Genomic DNA, 25,365 nt, shown 5'->3' with positions numbered 1-25,365 from the left:
AAATTACTCAAATCGTATGCTCTTGGCAGGATCGATCTTCGTGATAAGGTAAGACGGACCGAGCATCATCAGCATCGATGCGCATAAGGTCCCGATATTCAGGAGAATCAAAGAGACTATACTTAAATCAATAGGCACCGCATCCAGATAATAGATGGAAGGATCCAGTTTTATTATACGAAAATGAGACTGGATCAAACAAATAGCGATACCAACCACATTCCCCCAAAGCATCCCCTTCCCGATCAGGAAGAAAGAAATATAAAGAAATATCTTGCGGATACTGACATTGTTCTCACCCAACGCTTTCAGGATACCGATCATATTCGTCCGCTCCAGAATAATAATAAGCAAACCGGAAATCATAGTAAACCCTGCAACCGCAAAGATCAGGATAAGAATAACTACCACATTCACATCCAGCACATCGAGCCAGTTAAATATCATAGGATTCATCTCCTTTATCGAACGGGTAAAATACGTATTTCCATGACGATCCTGTTTCTCCACCAGATTGAAATACAGGTCTTCCGCAATCTGGTCCAGCTTATCGTAATCATCTACAAGCAATTCCAGTCCACTGACCTCATCCTTCTCCCAACCGTTCAACCGGCGGATCTGCTTAATGTCAGCCAAAACAAACAGCTTGTCATAATCCATAAAGCCGGTCTCGTAAATCCCGGCGATATTGAGTTTTCGGGCACGAACATCTTCCTGCACAAAATAAGTCCGAATACTGTCGCCCAGCTTCAATCCCAGCAAGTCGGATAAATATCTGGAAATGATCACATCAGTCGAAGTCTTTTTGGGGTCTATCGTCAGCAACTCACCTTCTTTCAGGTTGTTCCGGAAAAAACTCCAGTCATAATCCGTATCGATCCCTTTCAATACGACACCCTGAAAATCACTATCCGTTTTCAAAATGCCCATTTTAGTGGCATATCCTTCTATATGCTTAATACCAGGAAACTCCCGGAGTGCCTGAAGCAAAGAATCGCTCACCGCAATCGGCGTCGTTTCATACGAACTGTTATTATCAAAATTGGTGATCTGAATGTGAGAACCAAAACCAATCACCTTATTACGAACCTCTTTCTTAAAACCAATCACAATAGCGACCGAAAGAATCATCACCGCCAACCCTAGCGCTACACCGACTATGGCAATACGAACAGCAGGAGGAGTAACCTGACGATTCCCCTCCTTACTGAAATGAATTTTTCGTGCTATAAATAGTTCTAAGTTCAATTCGATTCAGTTGATTAAATGACTCTTCCCGGATAAGCCTCCAACGCCTTTGCCAGAACCACCAGTGCTTTTGCCAAATCTTCCTTTTTCAGGACATACGCAATACGCACTTCATTTTTCCCCAAACCGGGTGTTGTATAGAAACCGGAAGCCGGAGCCATCATAACCGTCTGTCCTTCATATTCGAACTCGTCCAGACACCAGGCACAGAACTTATCGGCATCATCCACCGGCAATTTGGCAACCGTATAGAAGGCCCCCATAGGGATCGGAGAATAACAACCCGGAATACGGTTCAACCCGTCGATCAGGAATTTACGGCGTTCCACATATTCGTTGTAAACATCCAGCATATAATCTTCAGGCGTATCCAGTGAAGCCTCTGCAATGATCTGTCCGACCAAAGGAGGACTCAGACGTGCCTGACACCATTTTATAACATTTTCCTTCACCATCTGGTTCTTCGTAATCAGCGCACCGATACGGATACCGCATTCGCTGTAACGTTTGGAAACCGAATCCACCAGCACCACATTATTCTCGATACCCTTCAAATGGAATGCCGAGATATAAGGAGCACCCGTATAACAGAATTCACGATATACCTCATCCGAGAACAGGAACAGATCATATTTCTTTACGATATCACGAATCTGATCCATTTCCTTCTGTGTGTACAGATAACCGGTCGGATTATTCGGGTTACAGATCAGGATCGCTTTGGTACGCGGAGTGATCAGCTCCTCAAACCGTTCCACCGAAGGAAGAGCAAAACCTTCATCGATAGTAGACGGAACTGTTTTGATCACAGCTCCACAGGAAATGGCAAACGCCATATAGTTTGCATACGCAGGTTCGGGAACAATAATTTCATCCCCCGGATCCAGACAAGCCATAAACGAAAAGAATACAGCTTCCGAGCCTCCGGTAGTGATGATTATATCTTCAACATCGACATTGATATTGAATTTCGCATAGTATTTAACCAATTTCTCACGGAAACTACGAATTCCCTCACTCGGAGAATATTCCAATACTTTACGGTCAATACGGCGCATGGCCTCCATCGCGACCTCGGGAGTAGGTAAATCCGGTTGACCGATATTCAGATGGTACACCTTGGTACCCTTTGCTTTAGCCTTGTTGGCTAGCGGAACGAGTTTTCTAATGGGGGAAGCCGGCATATTGACACCCCGCTGTGAGATATTAGGCATTACTTTTTCTATATGTTAGTTTAAAGTTCGGCAAAGATAGGAAATAATTGAAAATTGAAAGTTGAAAATTGAAAATTAATATCGGTTTGCAGTTAATCTCCCCATTTAATTTTCAATTTTAAATTATTAATTTTCAATTCCTCAGATTCCCGGACGAGGCGAATCCTTGCTCGCATGCATAGTAGAAATAAAAGCGTTCGGATCGATCTCCTTAATTTCATCTTTCAGGCGCGGCATATCCTTACGTTCGGCAATGGTAAAGATGATCTCTTTTTCCTTTCCTTCATACATGCCCCGTCCGTGGAGGAAAGTACCCCGCATCCCCATCTTTCCGACAATCAGGTCTTTTATCTCCTGTGTCTTCTTCGATACGATAAAGACGGCACGATTCGGATTCTCCGTCTGGAACATTTCAACAACCTTTCCATACACGAAAATAGCGAACCAGGAATACAATGGAACCGCCCAGTCCTGGAATACGATCAAGCCTAACATCACGATCGCAGAATCCAGTATTATAATCATATTACTTACTTTCAAATTGGAATTATTGGCAATAACACGGGCCAACACATCTGTTCCCGCACTGGTACTTTGCGCCTTAAACACACAAGTCACACCGATACCCAATATCGCCCCTCCATAGAAACAAGCGATAAACGTATCATTTTCCACCAGCGGTTCCGTTCCGCAAAAATAGGATAATGTGTCCGTAAAGACGGAAATAAGCACAAATGTCACGATCGTTTTCGGTCCTGAAGCAAGACCGATCTTTTTCATTGCCAGCAACAACAATGGAACGTTAAAACATAAGGCAGTAGCACCCATCGGCAAACCGTCCGGAAAAATGGAGAAAACACCTTTCGTCACATAATGCAAAACGATGGAAATACCATAAACACCCCCCGGTACAATTTTAAAGGGAGCCAGGAAAAGTACATAACTCAATGCCTGCAAAAAAGCCCCAACCACAATCAGAGAATAATCGACTGCATTACTCTTCAATGTAGCATTAGAAGGAAAACCAAGTTGTTTCATAATTTAGATTCAATCATTATTTGTTTTCAATGCCGCAAAGATAGATAAAAAAAGAAGAGACTACACAAACAAATTGCGTAATCTCTTCCACCTGTTTTCAACAATCGCGATCCGGGGAACAAATCCCCCTCACCTTTTATATTAAAGGTTCAGTGCACGATTATTATTATTTGTCACATTCAACAATGTTACATATTTGCGATACTGATCGGGCGTCAGAACCTTTTTCATCAACTTCAGATTTCCATAAACAGCCTGATGCATCTTTTTTTGTTGCTGGCTTTCGCTGGCACGAAGACTCTCACGTTGTTTATCCAGGAAAAATTCATTTATATTTGCTACTTCACCTGTCTGAGACGGGGTTAATTGTAAATAATAACTCAGTTTCTCAAAGTTAATAGCAAACGGTTCTTTACTCACATTGTTCCGGTTCTCGCGTGCAAAACCTACCGTTGCACATAATAAAATGGCTGATACAGCCATACCTAAACGTCTCATAATACCTAAACATTAAATTAATAAACCTAAACATGGAGGCCGCTGCCTCCGAATCTATCTCTCTTTTTTCTTTTTGCCTTTGTGTATATAACAATATGTTTTATAACATTGTTCACGAACAGATTTATTACTTCATCCAGACTATCGGATATCCCAAAGCCCTTTTTATTGCCTCCATCTCGGCACTATGCCACATCTCATGCTTGAAACACCAGGACAAGGCTTCGTACTTTATATCGGCAACGGGATGCTTAAACGGGATTGGTTCAAGGGGTTCTTTCAGAGTTTCATCGTTAAGAGTCAGTAGGTTTGCAAGGCAAATATCGTGTACAAAATCCAATTGTTCCTTTAATTCCGAAGCAGGGATAAAGTTCCTTTCAACGGAACGATGCAAAGTCCCCATACCATTAAAGATTTTATTATAACGGGCAATTGGTATCTGCCGTTTAATATCTTCATTTACCCCGGTTATCGTTGTAATGGCATGAAAATTCTGTGAAACCAGCAGATGCCCGATCTGCCAGGCAAAGTTTGAATCCGTACCTTCCGGAATTGTGTACCATAGCTCTTCGGGCATTTCCGAAATCAGACGGTTTACAAAATTCCGTGCTTCAATGATTTGTTCTCTCAAAAATTCAATTTTACTCATCATAATGTTACTTTTTAAGTTATACATTATAATTATGTGAGTAACAGTGTAGAGATTGTGACAACTCAGTCCAAAAATTTTTCCCAATAATTCTTCCGGGGCAAATCTTTTTCAAACTTCTGATACAGGTCGGCCAACCGTATCATTTTGGCAACTGTGGTATATTCTTTATCCAGGTCAATAAAAAAGACCTGTTTACAAATCCTGCATTTACAGGTTCCCGCAGGATTATAAAGCGGACAGGTATCGGTCAGGAAATGGCTGATCTTATCAATGGAACGGGAGTATATCTTACGGACATTCTCCACTGACATTTCCATAATCTCTCCGATCTCTTTATGAGAAAGCCCTATATTCTCCTTAAAAATAAAAATCAGCCGGGCATCATTATTCAGGCAATGATTCAAAGCCGTCAAGCACCAGTCACATCTTTCTTTGACCCACTCTTTCCGTTCCTCATCAGAACCGGTATATTCGATTTCCTGCAAGGCCCTGAATTGCTCCAGCTTCACCAAGGTCGCCACCTTTTCATTTTGAGCATACCGCGAAATAGTCCGCTTCGCAATCGTATAAATCCAGGTCGATAATTCAGAATCTGCATTGAACGAAGGCAGGCTCTTAAACACCTCATACCAGACTTCCTGAGCCGCCTCCTTCGCAATCTCCCTGTTCTGAATCATCCGGTTGGCAATGGTTGCGACCATTGTGCCATAATGCTCAACTATATCCTCTAACTTCATTCAAGCTTATTCAATTAAAATTTCTAACGACCCCAAACTCACATTTCCCTGTACCTAGCAGTCCCATACCATCGACACCCTCCGCTATTCCCACAAATCCGGTATTGATATCGGAACAATAGAAAGAAACTTCTGCCTCCCCTTTTTCATCCGTTATGACGGAAGGTTGCCATAACAAAGTATTACGGGCATCGGGAGTTGACAATTGCATATCTATTTCGTCCGGTTGGTAAAATTCACGGGCAGCGTAGTAGCCTTTGGCACGCCAAAGGTTGTTCCGGCGGAGAAGTTCTTCTTCCGAATAAATAGGACCGTGATAAACGACATATTGTTCGTCTTCCACAATAAACCATTTTCCTCCATCGAAATATTTAGGTTTAATAATTCGATACGTTTTACCCTCTACCGGTTTACTTCGTTCTTCAAGAGGAACGATATTTGCATTGGGACAATAACGGGGGTCATGATGTACCGTATATCCGTCTTTATAATTTTCCAAATGTCCATCCGGGCACACCCAAGGCATACCAATGTCCATCTGTGCCAAACTATCTAAACGTCCCATAAACTTATCCCTGAAAGGTCTACTTGCTTTACGGGTAACAACTACCTCATCCAGTAAAATTGTACTATCATTACTAACGACCGGCATATCGAGAATCTGTTCTTTTACAGACTGAGAAATATCCATAATAGGGTAATATCTCTGTTTCTTTTTCCTTAGACTATCGATTTGCGGAAAATAATCTTCTATTTCAAGTTGAGGCTTATGTTCATTCGACAACATCGGTTTCAAATACACATAACCACCTCGAAGTTCCTTCAATATATCCGTACCGACAGTAAAAGAACCGGTTGAGTCAGCCCATACATACAATGAATTTCCCTCAGCACCGGATATCTGAATAAGTTGTTCCGTCCCCTGCGCCTCTTTCCTCTTTTTCTTACTATGAATAGATTGTATGCCTATTATTTCATCAGACAAAAACAGATTTTCATTATCGGGGGCATATTCTATATTCCAGACATACCGCCTCCATCCCTGAGTCAGCAACAATAAATCCATTGCCTGCATACGATCTTTATTCTTTTCATCGAAATAATAAAGCGGATTATGAATCTTTCCGCGTATCTGAGAGGATAGATAACAATGCGTCAATATGTTTACCGGATCTGCCGGATTAATATATGCTTTATCAAATACACTAAGGCCCAGATTCGTTTTCACTGGTACTCCATTCCCATCCGTCACCTTTATTTTCAATGTAGCTTTTTCACGAAGGGCATATGTTTTCTTATCCGGTTCAATATTGATCTGTAACTTCTTTTCCGGATGCACGTAAACCAACCTTTCTGCAACCGGTTGCATATCGCCATTAAACAAGGTGAACTCTGCGATTCCCTGATAAAAGAACTCACTAAGCGGCATTTTTATTTTAAGCCGGTCCTTCAACACTCCCTTTGCCACACAGCAAATCATCCCACGGACTTGTCCTACCAGACAAACGTCCTGAGCAGGAGAACCTTCGGTTTGTGAGATAAAAAACTCCAGATTTTTCTTGTCTTGTTTGGATAGGCTTAAAGTCATTCCTTGTGGGTAAATCTCCGGTAAAGAATAACAAGCACCATCCTCTAACTCTATCCGGTATTTCTTTTCTGTATCAGGAGTAAAGAAGAAAACCCCCATTCCGTCATGACTACTTTCCAATAGGGTGACCGGAGTATCATCTTGGTATAAAGTACCCTTTACCTCTACCGGATATCCTTTGCCATTTGTTGCCTTAAACGCCACACGTGAAGGCAAACCCGAAACCAGATTTCCTCCCTCCGGAAAAACATCAAATCGCAAACTATCTTTTCCTACATCTTCCGATTGTTGATTATCACGAGCTATATTTTTGACAATCCTTACTTTACGTGAAGACAGAATTCCTGTTGTGTCGTTATGAAAAGAGTGACGGGTATAGGCTTCCAGAAAATAATCACCATCCACCAGCTTCTCACTGACATAAACATGTCCGAATACCATACCGTTTTCTACCGGATATTTCTCTTGCCAAACGATACTATCCTTATTATTTATCATTTGCAGATACAATGTCTGACTTTGATTGGAGAATGCAAAAGATTGGGAATTCAACTGATATGCTTTAAACCAAAGGTCTTCTCCTGTCTCATAAATACCTTTGCTGGTTTGGAGATAGATAAGTTCAGAAGGAAAGGCAGCATATTCTTCATTAATAGAAGCGACCCAGGCTTCATCGACTGTTTGCTGGCAAAAACACGGCAAACAGGTATATGTCAGTAAAAAGATGGTTAACAGAATGTTTTTCATGTACCCGACATTTTTAATTATCATTGCAGTCCCCAAAACAAGACCACAGCACAAATATAAACAAAAGAAACCAATCTAATCAGGCAAGTAATAAAATTCAATCGACCAATTTATGCTTCTCATACGACGGCCTCACCCACCGCAAATAAACCAGGAGCGACACCAGGCAGCAACCCGATCCTACCAGATAGGCTGTTGCCAGATCGGCATGCGAAGCGATGAAGCCGGCTGCCAACATTCCGATTCCCACTCCGAAATCAAAAGATGTCAGATAAGTGGAAGTTGCCGTTCCACGCATATGATGCGGAGCGACATTTACGAAAAGACACTGGATAGCCGGGACACAAACACCGAATCCGATGCCTATCGCCAGCGCAGAAGCAAAAAAAACAATTTCATTATGAAACAAAGCAAATACAGCAAACGAAAGTGTCAGAAACACCAACGCACTAATCGATACCAGATGTATCTTCCCGTGATCGACCAACCGCCCGGAGATAAGCCTTGCCGTACCGACCCCTATCGCCATAAAAATAAAGAAATAACCGGGATTCGACACATTGATCTCTTTTCCGTACAGCACGACGAAAGAAACAACCATCCCATAAGGGATTGCACTCAACAGGTAAGCCAATGCCGTCGGTAACGCTTTCACCAGAATAAAACGATCCAGCGAAAAAGGAGGCCGTTCCACCTTCTCCCGTTTCGGATAACGAATCAGACAGACAGAGCCGACACCAACCAACGCTATCGCCAGACCTACCAGCACCAGCGGATGAAAACCATACCTATCATAAACAGCGACCGCCACCAACGGAGCAAGCGACATCGCCAGATTAATCGTCAATCCATAAAACCCCATTCCTTCGCCTCTTCGCCTGGAAGGAATCACATCTATCGCAATGGTATTACCGGAAACGGAAGTCATCCCCATAAAGCCACCCTGAATGAAACGGACAGCCATTATCGTCAGGACCGTCGTTGCAAACAAATAACCGGTAAACATACAGGCAAAAACCGTAAAGGCAAAGAGATATAACGGTTTGCGTGAAAAGCAATCCACCAAGTATCCGGAAAAGGGACGGACGCACAGCAACCCTATCGAATAACTGGATAATGCCACACCCACCTCCGACGGATTAATCTTCAATACCTCCACCAAATAAACCGGCATAGTCGGCATCAGCATGTAAAAAGAGAAATTCATCAGGAAATAAGAAATACAACACTGGATGAAATTCCGGTTCCAAAGCACAGGTTTCGTTTCGTTCATATCTTTAAGCCAGCTCACTTAACTCCAGCCAGCGCATTGTCTTTTCATCTATTTCTTCAATCACTTTTGCAATGCGTTCCGACTTTGCCATCAACTCGTCGTTGCTCAATGTTCCGCTGCTCATAGCCGTTTCAAGTTCAGCTTTTTCAGCTTCAAGCGCAGGTATTTCTTCTTCCAGCGCTTCAAACTCCTTCCGTTCCTTGAAAGATAGTTTCTTTTTCTGTTCATTCTGAGGGCGGTTGTTCTTTTCAGGAGCAGGAGCTTGTTTGGGCTGGCGGGCAGCTTCCGCTTCCTTCTCCAACTGATCCTGTACCTCTTTCCAATCGCGATATTGAGTATAGTTGCCGGGGAAATCTTTCAGGTCGGCATTACCACGAAATACCAGTAGATGATCGACAACCTTATCCATAAAGTAGCGGTCGTGGGAAACAACGATCACGCAACCTTTAAAGTTACGCAGATATTCTTCCAGCACATTCAGCGTTACGATATCCAGGTCGTTGGTCGGCTCATCCAGTACAAGGAAGTTCGGGTTACGCATCAGGACTGTACACAGATAAAGACGCCGCTTCTCTCCCCCACTCAGTTTATAAACATAGCTATGTTGTTTTTCGGGAGTAAACAGGAAATAATTCAGGAACTGAGAAACACCCAGTTTCTTTCCGTCGCCCAGGTCTACATATTCGGCAATATCCTGTACGACATCGATCACCTTCATCTGTTCGTCAAACTTCAAGCCATCCTGACTGTAATAGCCGAAACGAACAGTTTCACCCACATCGAAGCGTCCGCTATCCGGTTCCACTTCCCCCATCAGCATTTTAATAAAGGTAGACTTCCCGGTACCATTATTACCGACAATACCCATCTTCTCGAAACGGGCAAAAATATAATTGAAATCTTCTACGATTTTAATATTGCCAAAGCTTTTCGTCACATGCTCCGCTTCAAATATCTTCGATCCGATATAGGAAGCTTTCACATCCAGATTCACGTTTCCGTTATCCCGTTGCTGCTTGGCTTTCTTCTCCAGTTCATAAAAAGCATCGATACGATATTTAGCCTTCGTTCCACGGGCTTGCGGCTGCCGGCGCATCCATTCCAGTTCCTTACGTAACAGGTTGTTAGCTCGTTCCACTTCCGTATTCATCGCCTCCATACGTTCCTGCCGTTTTTCCAGATAGTAGCTGTAATTACCTTTATATTGATAGATTTGCTGACGATCTATTTCGATAATCTCACTACAAACCCGATCCAGGAAATAACGATCGTGCGTCACCATCAGAATACTGATATTGGCACGGCTCAGGTATCCTTCCAGCCATTCGGTCATTTCCAGGTCGAGGTGGTTGGTCGGCTCATCGAGGATAATCAGTTCAGGATCAGTGATCAAAACGTTAGCCAATGCCACGCGTTTCAACTGTCCGCCGGACAGATGTTCCACTTTCTGGTCGAAGTTTGTGATCTTTAGTTGTGAAAGGATTTGCTTGGCCCGTTGTTCATAATCCCAGGCTTTCAGGTTATCCATACGCATCAGGATATCCTGCAAGTTGGAATGATCGTCACTGGCCATAGCTTCTTCATACTCAGCGATCAGTCGAACCGTCTCATTCGGGGAATAAAAACAGGCCTGAAGAACGGTTAATCCTTCGGGATAAACCGGTGTCTGCTCCAGATAACCGACACGCAGGTCGTTACGGAACACGACAGCTCCACTGTCATAATCTTCTTTCCCGGCAATGATATTCAGTAAAGTTGTTTTACCTGTACCGTTCTTTGCGATAAGGCCCACTTTCTGCCCCTGTGCAATTCCAAACGTAATATCCTCAAAAAGAACCAAATCACCGAAGCTCTTGGTAAGTCCGTCTATCTGTAAATAACTGATCATACTGCCTTTTGTACTTTACTTTGAGGGGCAAAGATACAAAAAATTGGTGGAGAGTCGTTCCCCATAAACGAATGACCAAACTTTAGACAAAAATATTGTCTCCAATAGAATAAAAAGACAGCAGTAAATTCTTTTCACAAAGATATAGAAGAAAATATATCAATATACTTCCTATCCTTTAAAAACCACAATATTCAGCACCTGAGACTTTGACCTTTTTTATAATAAACATACGATCTAGGCCTTCAGAAGAACCTATAGTTATAACTTTTTTCTTAATATGATACCATGTCCCCTGATTAGGAGCCCCAGGTAATCTACTTATACGATTCTGGATATATTTCAAATGAATCAAATTCAGATTCTGATTATTCTCAGACAAATATTGTTCTTCAAAACGCAAATAAGCCGAATAAGGTTTATGCCCCTTATTCAAAGCAAAAGATAAGAAAGACTCAAACACCAACAAATCTTCAGCTTCCTGAGTCAGTTCAATTAATTCCATTCCTTCAACCTGTTGGGGAATATGAGCTTCCCGAATTATTCCATCCTGATCCATCACGACAAACACTGGTTCTAGAGATTCACGACGTTTACGTTTTTTCTTTCCTTTAAGTGTCCATATTCTGTCTTGTTGACAAAATCCATGTTCTAGCCAAAGCCCTGCATTATCTAAAACAAGACCTTCCTCTTTTCCTGGAGACGGACGCATACAACGACCGACTTGTTGTAAAAAAATACCCTCACATCATTTCCTTTTTTTCAATATTAACCTTATCTTTGTCAAATCATAAAATTCAACACATGGAACCTGAATCTAAATACGAATCCGTCCCCCAAGGTTTTGCTTACTGCCTGAATGAACAATGCAAGCACTCTACGGAGTGCCTGCGTTATCTCGTTTCGAAACAGCTTACGCCGGAACGGACTGTTTTCTCGATCGTAAACCCCGATTGCACGACGCCACAAGCAGATAGCTGCCCCTTTTTCAAAGCAGATCAAAAGGACAGGTACGCTTTGGGGATCACTCAATTATTAGAAGATCTGCCTCATAACAAAGCTGTTGCCATTAAGCGGGCAATGAATACTAAATTCAGTAAAGGAACCCTTTACCGCATCCAGAAAAAAGAACGATTGATTACCCCTGAAGAACAAAATATCATTCGTTTGATCTTTATTCGTCAAGGTATCCATACCGATCCGCTTTTCGACCAATATGTAGAGCAATACGATTGGTAAGAAATTGTAAACTTTTTAGGCCTTTATTACTTATAATCCCCACTTAAATGGGTGATATTCCCCACACAAGTGGGTAGTATTCCCCATAGTAGTGGGGGAAATTCCCCACATGAATAAAAATTGTGGGGAAAAAGCTCTATAACGAACTCTCAATAAATACTGAAATCCTGCGGTTTTATCACAAACCCGATCCGCAGCATACTCTTAAAGTGGTTATATTCCAGCAGGTTCTCACCGTAACCGTTATAATATTGAAGGAAAAAATATTGGTTCTCGTTATTGTTAAACTTATAACTTAACTCGACCTGTGTATTAAAACTGAACCAGGTTTTACGTTTCGTCAGGATCACTCCGCAGTTAAACCGCTTATTGTCTGTCCGGAAATTGGCCGCCATCTGGAAAATACCGTTATACTTTAACAGGTCTTTATTATATTTTCCATCGACGATCGGTATCCAGGTCTTAAACTGAGCCTCCCAGTTTTTGTTTAAAACAATGGCTGTTGCAAATGTCACCTTGTTCCAACTGCGCGAAGCCGTACTGTCTTTTCCGTTCGATTCATGTTCGAGCATCAGATAGCCTTTTCCGATGAATTTATTATGATGGATAATCAGATGCCCCAGTCCGATTCCCGGGTTGAAGTTCAGGTCGCGCATGGGCAGAGATTTCTGGAAAACATTCCAAAAGGCTTTCTGGGTGTACTGGATAAAAAGATAAGTGTCGAAAGGCAGCTTACTTTTCGTCAGGCGCTGGGCAATACTCAACTGGAACTTCACATCCGAATTGGCAGCGGTCGGTTTATGCCCGATCGTCGTCCCGCCGATGAAATAATTATCTTTGAATAAAGTGAAATAAGGCGCTTTGTCCAATACCGCACGCACACTGTCCGCGTTATATTCCAACTTCGGATCCTGCACCAGAACCTGGGCAGATACTGAAACAAAACAGGAAATGAATAAAACGTATAGAAATACTGCTGTCCTTTTCATAAAACATGAATATATAAACCTTATAAAAACAAAACAAAGGTAATATCCATCGAGGTTTAACAATTCTCCCCGATTTCATGAATTATGGTCAATTCAGTTACCTCTTCTTTATTAATAACCAAATCTTAACTGGTATGTTCATTTTTTATATCTTTGCCCGCATGGAAAAAGTATATCAATATTACAGGGATACAATAGCCGCTTACACACGTCGCTCGGACGGTCTGAGAAAAAAAATGCATTTGATAGGAACAATACGCCTGCTGCTGGTCGCCGGGCTTATTGCTGCGATATGGTTTCTGAAAGCCGAAAACTGGATGGTGTTAGGCGGAGCAATCCTCTTATTCATCATTCCTTTCATCGGGTTAATGGTTTATCATACATTTTTATCATCGCAAAAGTCGTATGCCGATGCACTATCCGCCCTGTGTAACAACGAACTGAAAGGACTGGATTACGATTTCAGCGCTTTCGACGGGGCACCGGAGAAAAGTTCGGCCGACCATTCATTCAGCCTGGACCTGGATCTTTTCGGAAACCGTTCCATCTTCCAGTCCATCAACCGGACAGTTACTTCGATGGGAAAAGAAAGGCTTGCCAACTGGTTTATCAACCCGCTTACCGATAAAGAAAAGATACTCAAACGCCAGGAAGCGATCCGTGAACTGAGCGAAATGACGCAATTAAGGCAACACTTCTATGTAACTGGTGTATTAAGTCCGGGAAATAAAGGAGATGTGAATACCCTAAACGCACTAACAGATCATAAACCGGCCTTCATTAACAGCCAGCTCTGGAAAATACTGATATGGCTCATTCCTGCCATATGGGTGATACTGATCGCAGGAGCATCAAGCGGAATAATCAGTTTCACCGGCATAAGCATATTCTTCGCCATCTCGTTCCTGATTTCCTACATACGGGGAAAACAAATCACAGAACTTCATAACTCCGTGAACAAGATGGAGAAAATCCTGTATACGTATTCTTCACTGATCAAAAGCATTGAAGGCGACCTTTTCAAGTCAACCGAACTGGCAGCGATCAGCAACCAGTTTAACGGGACAGACGGAACAGCCTCGAAGGCTCTGAAAAAGCTATCCCGCAGCATTGGTGCGCTGGACCAGCGGGGCAGTATGATGGGATTCATTATGAACATCTTTATTCTCCGCGACACCCGGACAGCCATCCGTCTGGAACGTTGGATACAGATACACGCCGAGGATATTCCCCGATGGTTCGATGCCCTTGCCGAGTTTGATGCCTACAGTTCGTTGGGAGGATTTGCATTCAATCATACCGGCTATATCTATCCGGAAATAGCCGACTCCTACTTCAAGATGAGTGGTAAAGCACTTGGGCACCCCCTACTCCGCCGTGATGCTTGCGTACGGAATGATATTTCGATAGAAAAAAGTCCGTGGTTCCTGATTATCACCGGGGCAAATATGGCTGGGAAAAGCACCTACCTCCGTACAGTCGGAGTCAACTATCTGCTGGCCTGTATCGGTGCTCCGGTCTATGCAGACTCCCTGACTGTCTATCCGGCAAAGATGGTGACCAGCCTGCGTACTTCCGATTCGCTGGTCAGCAATGAATCTTATTTCTTCGCAGAATTGAAACGGCTGAAAATGATTATCGACCGTCTGCAACAGGGAGAAAAACTATTTATCATACTGGATGAAATCCTGAAAGGAACTAACTCGATCGACAAGCAAAAAGGTTCGATCGCCCTGATGAAACAGTTGGTAGCTTACCAGACTTGCGGCATCATCGCCACACACGACCTGGCACTGGGCGAACTGGAAAACGAATTCCCCAACCAGATAAAGAACTACCGCTTTGAAGCCGATATTACAAATGAAGAACTAACCTTCTCCTATCTGCTTCGTGAAGGGGTAGCACAAAATATGAATGCATGTTTCCTGATGAAGAAGATGGGGATAACGGTTTAAATACTTATATTTGCACGTAAATTAATAGAAAGGAGTCACTTATGACAACAATAGAACTTGAAGCCAGCAAAGCGGAATTGGTTCGTGAGATATTAAATATCGAAAATAGTGAAACCATCGGAAAACTTCGCAAATATCTAAGTAAGCTCCGGAGTAACAAAGAAGAGGCAAGTCCGTGTGAATATACCCTCGAAGAGGTTCGTCAGCGATTGGCTATCACTGGTAAGGATGCTATTGCCGGAATAGGTATCAGCGGTGAAGAGATGGAACAGCGAATGAAAGATATTATATAATAGTATGAAAATCATATGGCATCCGTTTGCATCAAACGATTTTGATCAGATTATATACTATTACCGGGATGCTTTTGGAGTTAAAACAGCTCAAAAAGTCCGCGACACACTTCATCATGACATATATCATTTGCTCTGTTTACATCCTTTTCTGGGATTCTGTGAAACCTGTCTGAGTGACGTCGATCAACTCTCTTACCGTTCACTAGTCTCGGGGCACATTAAAATAATTTATACCGTTCACGATAAATATATTTATATCCACATGCTTTGGGATTGCCGACGTAATCCCAAACAACTTCAAAGCGAAATAAAAGAACGTAAATAAAACTTATCAAATGGAGTTGTATCAAAATTCGGTTTTAATACAACTCCATTTATTATCATTTTCCTGTTTTATACTTCGCCTTAATCTCCGGCAACGCCCGCTGTATCTCTGCGATACGGGTGGCATCACTTGGGTGAGTGCTCATGAACTCCGGAGTCGAGCCGCTTTTTCCGGCAGACATCTTTTGCCAGAAATTTACCGCTACATCGGGATTATATCCAGCCATCGTCATAAATACCAATCCCATATAATCCGCTTCCGATTCATGTTTGCGTGAGAAAGGAAGCATGACACCATACTGCGCACCCACACCATAAACCGTATTGGCAACCGTCTGGACTGCCGCACTCTTATTGCTTACAGCCTGTCCCAGAATAGCAGCTCCATATTGTGCCATCAGCTGCTGGCTCATCCGTTCGTTACTATGTTTTGCCACCGCATGCGCCACTTCGTGACCAACCACTACGGCCAGTTCGTCATCCGACGATACCAGCGACATCAAACCTTCGTAAACCACAATCTTTCCGCCCGGCATACAAAAAGCATTTATCTGGTTATCTTTCACCAGATTGAACTCCCACTGGAAATTCTTAATCTCGCTTTCCATTCCGTTCGCTTTCAGATAAGCCTCCGTTGCTGCGGCAATCTTCTTCCCCACACGGGTCACCATCGCACTCTCATTCTTATCCGACGACTTTGTGGCTGATTTCATATAATCGCTATATTGCGTTAAGCTGGAGGACAATACCTCCTGGTCGGAAACCAGCAACACCTGCTTTCTCCCTGTCAAAGGCACACTCCCGCACGCACTCAGCATCAGAAGCATCGCCATCAATAAACCTGTAATCTTTTTCATCTCTCTCATTTAGTTTTTACGAATACAAAATTATCATTTCTTTATGAGAATAGAACAATTCCAAAGGCATTTTTGCTCAACAGATATATAACGAAACCTGTTTATCCGGCGGAATCGGTATGAGGCGTAACACTTTCTGTATATTATTACATTTGTTCTCGTCAATTAAGAGACCAACTCTATTCCAATATACTCCCAACACATAATATTTTACCAATCAATACCTCATATTTATTTAGTTCTTCAATATTCATTTTTTTCTCTGTTTGCAAAATATCCATTTTATCAAAAGGGGTACAGTCCGCTTCTATTATAACAGAATGCTCACCATACGGTAGTTCAGGCATCCAAAAATAATTCATCCTGTTATAGGTACAATATTTATCAAATCTACGCGTGTCTTTTATTAGCTCTCCATCAATATAAACTTTTATACGAGCTCCTCTAAGACCCATAATATCAAACAATCCGACTCTTGTACCTTTAAAACGAAATTGAAGAGTCTCTCCACTTTTCTCAGTTGAAGCGACATAAGAGAAATGTTCCCTAAAAGGCTTGACAAAAGGATCACTTCCGTCTTTTTTCTCCCATCCTTCTGAAAGCCATTCCTTTTCTACATCATACATTTTAGCATTTTCATAATTCGTTTCGCAAAACGGGACTTTCATTTTCTGAACCATTGGGGTCCCTTTCACCATCTGCTGAAACGAATTGCATAGAGTTTCCGTATAAACAGCATGTCCGTCTGAACCTGGATGTGTACCATCCTCCGTAAAACGTATTTTCTCTCCATAATCCATATCCCGTAAAGCATGCATCACTAACTTATTATCTCTTAGTAGTTTTGCAACAGCGAAATCAAAAGAAACAGACGGAATACCATAATATTGAGCTATCTGCTCCATTATGCGGGATGAACGCCAATGATCTCCATTCAAAATCACATTTTCCTGTGGCTTATTTGTCGTATACAAAAAACAAATATCTACGTGATCTGAATGATTTCGGATTTTCCTTACTATCCCTTCCATAGAACGTACAATCTCTAATGAATCAGTTTGTGAATCATTCACTGCAAATTCGACAAAAACCAAGTCTGGATTTTTAGCTAAGACATCACTGTCCATTCTAACAACTCCCAAATCTGAACCTGTACCACCGATACCTGCATTTATAGTCGATAAAAGGACATCCGGGTAAAATTTTTTAAACCAATCTTCAAATTGTACCCGATAGCCAGAAGCTTGTGTTATGCTTCCTCCCAAAAAGGCTATCGTCAGCGGTTTTTTCTCTTGTATCTTTTTATTAGTCCAATATAACCCATTCCTTAACGCTAAACAATCCGGAAGTTGCTTTCTCAACAAAAGGCACGCACCACCACCTGCAGCAAGTCTGACTTTAATTTTATCGTTAGTTGTCGCAATTTGATTAGACACCTGATAAGATTCTCTATTGTTCAAATAATGCGCATCAACACCATCCTGAACTAACATTAGCTCATATTGTCCACGTGGTAAAAAAGACAAGGGGATCTCCAATTCTCTTGCCGATTCATTCGTCACAGCCCCAACCAGATAAACATTATCAGTCTGACGCATCATAACAATATATTCACCGACTTTACCATCCAACGTCCTACTCTCTTTCCAGGGCATCTGCTGAGCAGAGATAAAGGAAAGTAACTCCGGATACTTTTCATAATATTCCGGAATGTCAGGAAGAATCGTTGCTCCTGAAAAAGTCACCAATGTCCGGGCTGCTTCCGACACGACAGTCGAGGGGACCGGCTGGTTTTCATCTACTCTTGTTGTCGGCCCTTGTCTTAAATCAAACATGCCATTATTCATGTCGATCGGACCGGCCAACATATTCACAAAAACAGATGTTACGAATGTAGACGGAACAAAAACCCGATGGGCATCCAACTGAGCATGACAATATTCCCTCGTAATGGCATTAGGCCAGGTCCGCATTTGTCCATAAGGATGAACAGGCCCATCATGGAAGTCTACCAATAACTGATTTCGGGCACACAGTTCAGTAATCATTCTGGTACGAATATTTTTCTCCTGCTCGGAGCCTTTCATAAATCCATATTTTACCCCCACGGCGCCCCAATCGTGATACAACTTTAATGTCTCACTGATCGGGAAATTACGTCCTCCAACATCATTCAAGTATAACCAGATGCCTACACCTCTACTTTTCGCATACTGAATAATTTTTCGGACATCCTGCGCCTGGCCTCCTTTCATCGGATCTGATTCACTCTCATGCTCCGGTCCATACCAGTTCGCATCCAATACCAACCCTTTAAAACCTTGCTTCGAAGCAAAATCAACCATACGTACCCAGGAAGGATATGTCATCGAATAAGTAAAATCTTCAACAATCGCACCATCAATACGCCAATCCCAAACATAAACACCCGGTTTGACCCATGAGAAGTCCATCTGAGGTTCAGGATTTAACAATTCAATAATGTGCGAATCGACTAAAGTACCCAATTTATCACCAGCCATTACAACACGCCAGGGAGAACAATTTTCCTCGGACAAAGTCACAGGAGACGATTCTATCATAAAACTCTGATCCCCTTTTCCGGAGATTAACCGCAAAGGATTTCCCGCCCGTAAATCAGCTTCATGAATAGCCACATAGCATTTCGGATCAACTTCCAAAAGCACAACCGGACGTCTTATACCATCAATATCCGAGAGTTTTTCCGGACCAATATTGGCATTTTCCCCATTATAGGACCAGGCTGTATAATCAGCTACAAAACAAAACCCTGTCAATTCAGACTGGATATCTACTTGTTTTTCCGGAAATTCATAACGGAAAGCAAGTCCGTCATTATATAACCGAACGACAAACGATAGTTTAGTTTTTTCGCTCCCCGACTGTGGCGCCAATTCTAATGACAATTCATTAAAAACATCCGGCACCACCTCTCTTTTTCCCCATACTGGTTTCCAGACAGATTTAGACATTCTTTTGCTATGATTTGCTATTATCCAGTCATTTCCAGGTATTTTGTTTCCATTTGTCATGTAATATCCGATTGGAGAAGAGTCTATAACCAACTTATTCCCCATCGAAAACTTATATTCAAAAGTTCCCTTATCCGTCCGAACAAACCGGACTTCCAACTTTCCATCCGGAGACAAAAGGGAATACTCCACCCCCTTCATATGTCCAATGTTCATCAAAGCGAACATCAATACTCCCAAAACACGAATCCAAACTTTACTTTGTAAAAACATATCCTATGTACTATAAATTGTCATAAATAATCTTTGCTATTATATCATACCCGTTTGAAGTCGGATGAATACCGTCCGGGTAATAATTAACGCTATCTCTCATCTCCTCCCGATACAAATTAATCACCGGCAATTGTTCCTCTTCTGAAACCCGCTTAATCAGCTTCATTACTTTATTGCGCAAAATGTCATCACGCTGTTGCCATTTAAATCCATACGGCAATATCGGATAACAAAGATATACTTGATCTGAAATACTTTTCATTCTCCGGACCAACCTGAGATAATCTGCATAAAAAAAATCTTCATTTACCCATTCATCCGGTCTCGAATCATTAGTTCCCAATTTCACAATGATTACTTCCGGTCTGAATAATTTCAAATCTTTGTATGCCTCCGTCTTCAAATAAGTAGTAAATTTATCAAACTGCACAGCTGCACCCGGTACTCCGAAGTTGCGTACCTCAACACTATCTCCCAGCATTTTCTGCAATTTATAAGGATATGTTTCTTCAACCGAATTTGTTAAATACCCGTATGTGATGCTATTCCCCACACAAGCAATCCGCTTACGGGAAAATATATCCTTACAAAAAGTGTACATATCGTCAGAAACACGATTAAACAATGTTTCGTTTGTCCGGGAATTTATTCCATGATCGACATTCTCATATAATTTAGTTTCCACTATCCCGCCTTTACTTTCCAACGCTGTCGCAAAATTTACCGATTGATTATAATCAATAACATTATCTTTCATCCCATGCATCAAGAGACTAGCAGGAATATTCCTATCCGGAATATTAAACATAGCAGAAGCCTGACGCAAGTCCAGCGAGTCTATCACCTGAATAAACCTTTTTTGTACTACAGGTACAGGAAAATCACCCTCTCTCGTTTCCAACAAATTATAAGTCCCGGCCATACCTACCCAAAGTCTGCATCCAGGTATTTTCATGGCTGCCAATGCTGCTAAATGCGCACCGGCCGAAGCGCCGCAAAAACCGTAGCAAGATGAGTCCAACTTCCATTCTTCCTCATGCTTTCTGATAAATAATACAGACTTTTCAATCAAATCCATTACACGTCCTAGTGTACCGCCCTGATCCATCAAAGGATAAGAGATCCGAACACCTGCAATGCCTCTTTCCGCCATATAAATGGAATGCTTTTTAAAAACCCCCATATCTCCATGCTGCCATCCGCCACCATGTATATAAATCATATATGGACTTTGCTTTTTATCGCACCGGGGCAGATCAATTTCCAGATCAAATCTACCCAACGCTCCGGAGTAATATGTATATCTCTGAGTCGAGACTTCATACAACTTTTCTTCAGCTACGACGGAAAAAGAAAACAAACACAAAAGGATCACCCATAATGTCTTCATCTTGTTCTATTTTTTCGGACCCAATGTTTCCCCTTGATTGTACATTTGATTATTAGGAAGCTCCGATTTAGAAATACCTTTTTCCATCAGCACCTTCAACTTGTCAAAATACGACGGATAGATAGCGCGAGGAGAAACCCCATTCTGTTTACATAAAGAGGCCGCCATTCCGATCACTTCTCCTAATATACCGGTAGTTCTCATCACCCGAACCGTTCCCAGCGCGACATGAGTAACACTGATGTTACGCCCCGCCATAAACAAATTATCAATATTCCTCGAATAAAGACAACGATAGGGAACCGGATAAGGGTGTATCTTTTTCATTTCACAAATAGATTTAAACTCCTTTCCCGGAAAATGGGCTGTATTATCCGGATCCGGATAATGCAAATCAATCGTCCAGGTAGTAGATCCTGTTGCGTCCGGATATTTCACAAAATCAACCAAATCATTCTCCGTTAAAATATGATCACCGATCAAACGACGTGACTCTCTTTTTCCGGCAATATAAGCAACCCATTTCAATGAACGGTTAGTATACTTTTCCTTTAATGAATAGGAATTTTTAAGGAAAGACCAGTTTGAGTATACAACCAATAACCCATAATCGCGAATATATTCCGCGTCATTTACCTGATCCTTATTCATTCCGGTTTCCCAGGTCCATTCTCCCATCATCACCTTTTCGGCACTCTTTTCATTAAATTCCACACCATAATTAAAATCAGGGAAAATCGAACTCTGTGAATCTTCTTCTGAATACCATTGTACCGATGCCCCCATCGTCATTTTATCAGCCTGCACAGGAGCGGTCGGTTCATTATATTCAGACCTAGCCTCCCGACCGGAACGATATTCTGCAGAAGCCATAAATCCGAGGTTGGCATCTCCCGTACAATCTGCAAATAGCGGAGCAGTAAGAACCATTTCCTGATTCGTTTCAATATTACGTATGAAAACTTTGGTAATCCGGCTATCTTTCGTCTCCACATCAAATGCCCTGCAAGAAGCATACAAAGTTATATTCTTTTCCTGCTTAATCGCATTCATTTTTTTTTCATCTTCATAATAATTCCCAGGTTGGGCATTACCTCCTTTCAAAGGGCCAAACTCTTTTTGCAAACTACCTAAAGCCGTATAAGGACCCGCCTCTATACGACCTCCCAGATGAACTCTGACTTCCGAACTATTATTTCCCCCCAAAACCGGGCGATCATGGACCAAAGCGACCTTACATCCTAAGCGAGCAGCAGAAATGGCTGCGCTCATACCTGCAATTCCTCCTCCTACAACCACAAAATCAAACTTTTCCGCAGAAGGTGTTTTCTTTGTCAAATTCAATTTCCGATACCGCATTTCAGATAAAGTTTTTACATCTGCCGCCGGAATATCATTCTCATCCATTGTAAAATAGATGGCATCACAACGTCCATTGAAACCACTCAAATCGTGCAAGGCTAGTCTATTCTTCTTCTGTTTTACTTCTACAATGCCAGCTTTCTGCCACATCCATCGGTCACCCGTAACTCCTAATACGGCAGAAAAGGTTTCTCCGTTCAATTTCAACCGAAATTTGCCCGGTCCCTCTCCATTATACCAGGGCGATGTCCAATTATATGTGCGTACATATACATGATAGACTCCTGTCTTATCAAAATTAATTTCAGTCTCCGCATCTTCAACCGGTTGTCCCATACCATGAGCCATCAAATAACTGGATCCCATCTGATCCATAAACTGCTGGTCAACAACCCAACCACCTTTATTATCGAATCCTTCAGCCTCGACCCACAAATCCGCCGAATAAATGTATTCCGGAATAAAAGCAAATAATGCCACTAATAAAATATATGTTATTCTATTCATCTAATTTAATTTTTAAAAGATACATACTGTATGGCCTGATATCCAATGGAACAACAAGCTTTTTCCCATTTACTGTCAACATTCTTTTTTCTACCGGAATCGAATTTAATATTTCAGCTTCTTCATCCGTAAAATCTATATAATAACGATCAGCTCCCCGGGTTAATGGCAAAGTCTGACATTTCTCCTGCCGTAAAATTTCCAGCGATTTTTTCTCCTCCGGATCAATCGATTCTATTTCCACAAGGACATTTTTTCCTTCAAACATTTCCGGAATATCTTTCAACACGATCTTTGCATCCGGAAAAGCCAAAGGAGTTGCCTTCTCATAAAAGATAGAAGGTGAAGCAGTCCAAACCAGGATGCGATATTCATTTTTATCTGCTGTCGCCTGACTATACAACCCATATCCATCTTTATCATAAGGATATGAAACAGATGGTATCATCTTATCGAATAAGGAGTTGCGAAGAATCATCCCCTTTGCATAAGGAGAAATCACATTCTGATTTCCATAAGTAAGTAATCCAAAGTGGAATCCTCCTCCTGTTATCGGTAAAAAGTTCCCCTCTTCTTTTAAGTACCAATAGTGTACAGTCGAAGCAAAGCAAGCCATCGCCGCTTCCTTTCTGCAAGCTCCCTCCATATCCGACAGGTCTTCGATCGTAGAAGGTTCCGCAAGCCCGGATTCATCCACAAGAATTTTCAAATCAGGCAAAATATCATATTTCGCTAATATTTCATTGATTTTTGATTTGAAACCTTGTGCTATATTGGGAGCTGTCCCCGGAAACAAATAATTATGCCAGGTAATGTAGTCCAATCGTTTATCCGGACTTGTATCCGCCCGATAACGTTTCAGAAAACCATCGATAAAATCCCAATGATAAGGAGTATTGGAACCCAACCCTGCGACTTCCACCTGATCCTTATTTTTCAATCCTTTGTTAACATTATTGACTGCTTTGTACAAGCATTTAAAAATATTATAATGTGCATCCATATGGCATTCACTGCCACTAATATTATCATATTCATAAGGCATCTGCACAATTTTTAGTTGCGGACAGACTTTTTTTGCGTGAGCTATCGCAGTTTGATACCCTAATGTTAAATCCTCCCAGGAATACCCGGGAATACCTTCTTCCGGCAATGGGACCGTCCCCATTTTAGATGCTACTTTATATGCCTTTGTAACAGGAGATATCTGCATATCCAACACCACTTCATCCGCAGTCAAAGCCGCAACTTTCAGCCATTGGTCCATATAAACAATATCAGCACTGTCAAGTAAAGCTGGATTGTCCTCTTTCCAGGGCAACTGATGGTGTTGATACCGAAAAAGGGAGAAATTACCCTTCATTTGCCCCGTCACAGACAAGGCCATTTTTTCAATTTTGTCTGTAACTTCACCATATTGGTAGTCTTTAACCGGATTTCCGGAATAAGCCTGTACACGCCTTTCTCCCCGATCCCATGAAAAAACTTTCGCATTACAGGATACTTCTATCGTTCCCTCTTTATCCAAACCGGCAGATACGCGCTTAACCTTTTCATCCCACTTTTCCAGGTTCTCTATATGCTGCCTGTATCCCTCTTCCAACTTCGTTTCCGTTAAACCGGATTCTTTCCATGCATTATCAGCATCTGTCTTACTCAAATCCTCCCATAAAGATCCGATGCACATACTTGACTCAATATCCATATGATGTGTCAACGAATTAAACTCAAAGACCATACGATTCCCATATTTCAATAAAGTCGGATAAACCCTGACATACAATAACCCCATGACCTTTGTCACAGGACGTTCATTCGGAGAAGTATCAATCCGTAATGCCTTAAACGAGACTTTCAAATTACCACTGGTCGCCTCCACGACCTTTTTAGGGTACAAATTCATTACGATTGTCTCGCTTTCCTGTCCCGTCACAGTTAAAGAAAAAGACAGACGTTCTTCAGAACCAATCCCATAACTCAATGGTATGACAAATGTCTTTGCATAACCGGAATGGCTGAATGGTACTAAATCGCTTATACAACGTATAGTCCGGGCATAAGGTGATCCTCCTCTAAACAAGAGACTCACTCCATGAATCGTCCTGTCTTGCCAGTCTTTATAAGCTCCAGACCACAAAAGACCATCATACCAGGCGTATCTTCCTTTTGTGACATCTTCCAGATCTGTACGGGAAGACCTGTTAATCGGATATTCACTGTAACCGAATCTCCATCGAAATTGAACATTAGCATCTCCTCTCAGATATGAACTTTCCAAATTTTGAGACTGCATA

19 protein-coding genes are annotated in these 25,365 nt (G+C 41.9%); 3 read left to right on the top strand and 16 right to left on the bottom strand.

Annotated features, from left to right (window positions below; all coding sequences use genetic code 11):
* Positions 1-3 precede the first annotated feature (3 nt).
* The 10 genes from DWW91_RS17565 to DWW91_RS17520 all read right to left on the bottom strand — a co-directional run bounded on the left by DWW91_RS17565 (position 4) and on the right by DWW91_RS17520 (position 11,595).
* On the bottom strand, positions 4-1,248 hold the full coding sequence (locus tag DWW91_RS17565) for an ABC transporter permease (RefSeq protein WP_122328453.1): 1,245 nt from the start codon (positions 1,246-1,248) through the stop codon (positions 4-6).
* A gap of 14 nt (positions 1,249-1,262) precedes the next feature.
* Entirely contained in the window at positions 1,263-2,462 is a 1,200-nt protein-coding gene (locus DWW91_RS17560; RefSeq protein WP_007653673.1) for a pyridoxal phosphate-dependent aminotransferase, read from the bottom strand.
* Between the two features lie 141 nt (positions 2,463-2,603).
* Positions 2,604-3,500, bottom strand: a complete 897-nt coding sequence (locus DWW91_RS17555; RefSeq protein WP_046147797.1) for a YitT family protein — start codon at positions 3,498-3,500, stop codon at positions 2,604-2,606.
* 141 nt (positions 3,501-3,641) lie between these two features.
* On the bottom strand, positions 3,642-3,998 hold the full coding sequence (locus DWW91_RS17550) for a hypothetical protein (RefSeq protein WP_046147796.1): 357 nt from the start codon (positions 3,996-3,998) through the stop codon (positions 3,642-3,644).
* 127 nt (positions 3,999-4,125) lie between these two features.
* Positions 4,126-4,647 carry a DinB family protein gene (locus tag DWW91_RS17545; protein ID WP_010800288.1) on the bottom strand — a complete coding sequence of 174 codons (522 nt, stop codon included), beginning with the start codon at positions 4,645-4,647 and terminating at the stop codon, positions 4,126-4,128.
* A 65-nt stretch (positions 4,648-4,712) separates the two neighbouring features.
* Positions 4,713-5,387: an RNA polymerase sigma factor gene (locus DWW91_RS17540; protein WP_122328452.1), complete on the bottom strand. Its 675-nt coding sequence runs from the start codon at positions 5,385-5,387 to the stop codon at positions 4,713-4,715.
* Positions 5,388-5,397: 10 nt separating this feature from the next.
* The gene (locus DWW91_RS17535; protein ID WP_122328451.1) at positions 5,398-7,722 is read right to left on the bottom strand and encodes a hypothetical protein; all 2,325 of its coding nucleotides are present in this window, start codon (positions 7,720-7,722) and stop codon (positions 5,398-5,400) included.
* A gap of 97 nt (positions 7,723-7,819) precedes the next feature.
* A complete protein-coding gene (locus tag DWW91_RS17530) occupies positions 7,820-8,995 on the bottom strand; it encodes an MFS transporter (protein WP_010800291.1) in 1,176 nt (391 codons plus the stop codon).
* Between the two features lie 4 nt (positions 8,996-8,999).
* Complete coding sequence (locus tag DWW91_RS17525; protein WP_046147794.1) at positions 9,000-10,883, bottom strand: ABC-F family ATP-binding cassette domain-containing protein; 1,884 nt, start codon at positions 10,881-10,883, stop codon at positions 9,000-9,002.
* A 178-nt stretch (positions 10,884-11,061) separates the two neighbouring features.
* Positions 11,062-11,595 carry a hypothetical protein gene (locus DWW91_RS17520; protein WP_122328450.1) on the bottom strand — a complete coding sequence of 178 codons (534 nt, stop codon included), beginning with the start codon at positions 11,593-11,595 and terminating at the stop codon, positions 11,062-11,064.
* 92 nt (positions 11,596-11,687) lie between these two features.
* Between DWW91_RS17520 and DWW91_RS17515 the strand changes: the two genes are divergently transcribed.
* The gene (locus DWW91_RS17515) at positions 11,688-12,122 is read left to right on the top strand and encodes a DUF6078 family protein (RefSeq protein WP_122328449.1); all 435 of its coding nucleotides are present in this window, start codon (positions 11,688-11,690) and stop codon (positions 12,120-12,122) included.
* A gap of 149 nt (positions 12,123-12,271) precedes the next feature.
* Here DWW91_RS17515 and DWW91_RS17510 read toward each other — a convergent pair whose 3' ends face one another.
* Positions 12,272-13,111: a phospholipase A gene (locus tag DWW91_RS17510; protein WP_007653691.1), complete on the bottom strand. Its 840-nt coding sequence runs from the start codon at positions 13,109-13,111 to the stop codon at positions 12,272-12,274.
* 161 nt (positions 13,112-13,272) lie between these two features.
* On the opposite strand from DWW91_RS17510, the gene DWW91_RS17505 reads away from it, so the two are divergent.
* Positions 13,273-15,066: a MutS family DNA mismatch repair protein gene (locus tag DWW91_RS17505; RefSeq protein ID WP_173012305.1), complete on the top strand. Its 1,794-nt coding sequence runs from the start codon at positions 13,273-13,275 to the stop codon at positions 15,064-15,066.
* A gap of 41 nt (positions 15,067-15,107) precedes the next feature.
* A complete protein-coding gene (locus DWW91_RS17500) occupies positions 15,108-15,359 on the top strand; it encodes a hypothetical protein (protein ID WP_010800294.1) in 252 nt (83 codons plus the stop codon).
* Between the two features lie 383 nt (positions 15,360-15,742).
* Here the strand turns inward: DWW91_RS17500 and DWW91_RS17490 are convergent, their stop codons facing one another.
* The 5 genes from DWW91_RS17490 to DWW91_RS17470 form a co-directional block, all read right to left on the bottom strand.
* Positions 15,743-16,543, bottom strand: coding sequence for a M48 family metallopeptidase (locus DWW91_RS17490; RefSeq protein ID WP_010800296.1), 801 nt, complete (start codon positions 16,541-16,543; stop codon positions 15,743-15,745).
* Between the two features lie 179 nt (positions 16,544-16,722).
* A complete protein-coding gene (locus DWW91_RS27700) occupies positions 16,723-19,809 on the bottom strand; it encodes a glycoside hydrolase family 97 catalytic domain-containing protein (protein WP_158599461.1) in 3,087 nt (1,028 codons plus the stop codon).
* Between the two features lie 10 nt (positions 19,810-19,819).
* Positions 19,820-21,202 carry a GDSL-type esterase/lipase family protein gene (locus DWW91_RS17480; RefSeq protein WP_046147791.1) on the bottom strand — a complete coding sequence of 461 codons (1,383 nt, stop codon included), beginning with the start codon at positions 21,200-21,202 and terminating at the stop codon, positions 19,820-19,822.
* Positions 21,203-21,208: 6 nt separating this feature from the next.
* Entirely contained in the window at positions 21,209-23,071 is a 1,863-nt protein-coding gene (locus DWW91_RS17475) for an FAD-dependent oxidoreductase (RefSeq protein ID WP_046147790.1), read from the bottom strand.
* Complete coding sequence (locus DWW91_RS17470) at positions 23,064-25,364, bottom strand: hypothetical protein (protein ID WP_147426554.1); 2,301 nt, start codon at positions 25,362-25,364, stop codon at positions 23,064-23,066. The genes DWW91_RS17475 and DWW91_RS17470 overlap by 8 nt, the downstream gene beginning before the upstream one ends.
* Position 25,365 lies beyond the last annotated feature (1 nt).

This window comes from Parabacteroides sp. AF17-3 (genome assembly GCF_003635445.1).
Lineage (GTDB): Bacteria > Bacteroidota > Bacteroidia > Bacteroidales > Tannerellaceae > Parabacteroides > Parabacteroides goldsteinii.
This window is presented reverse-complemented; position numbering and strand designations above follow the sequence as displayed.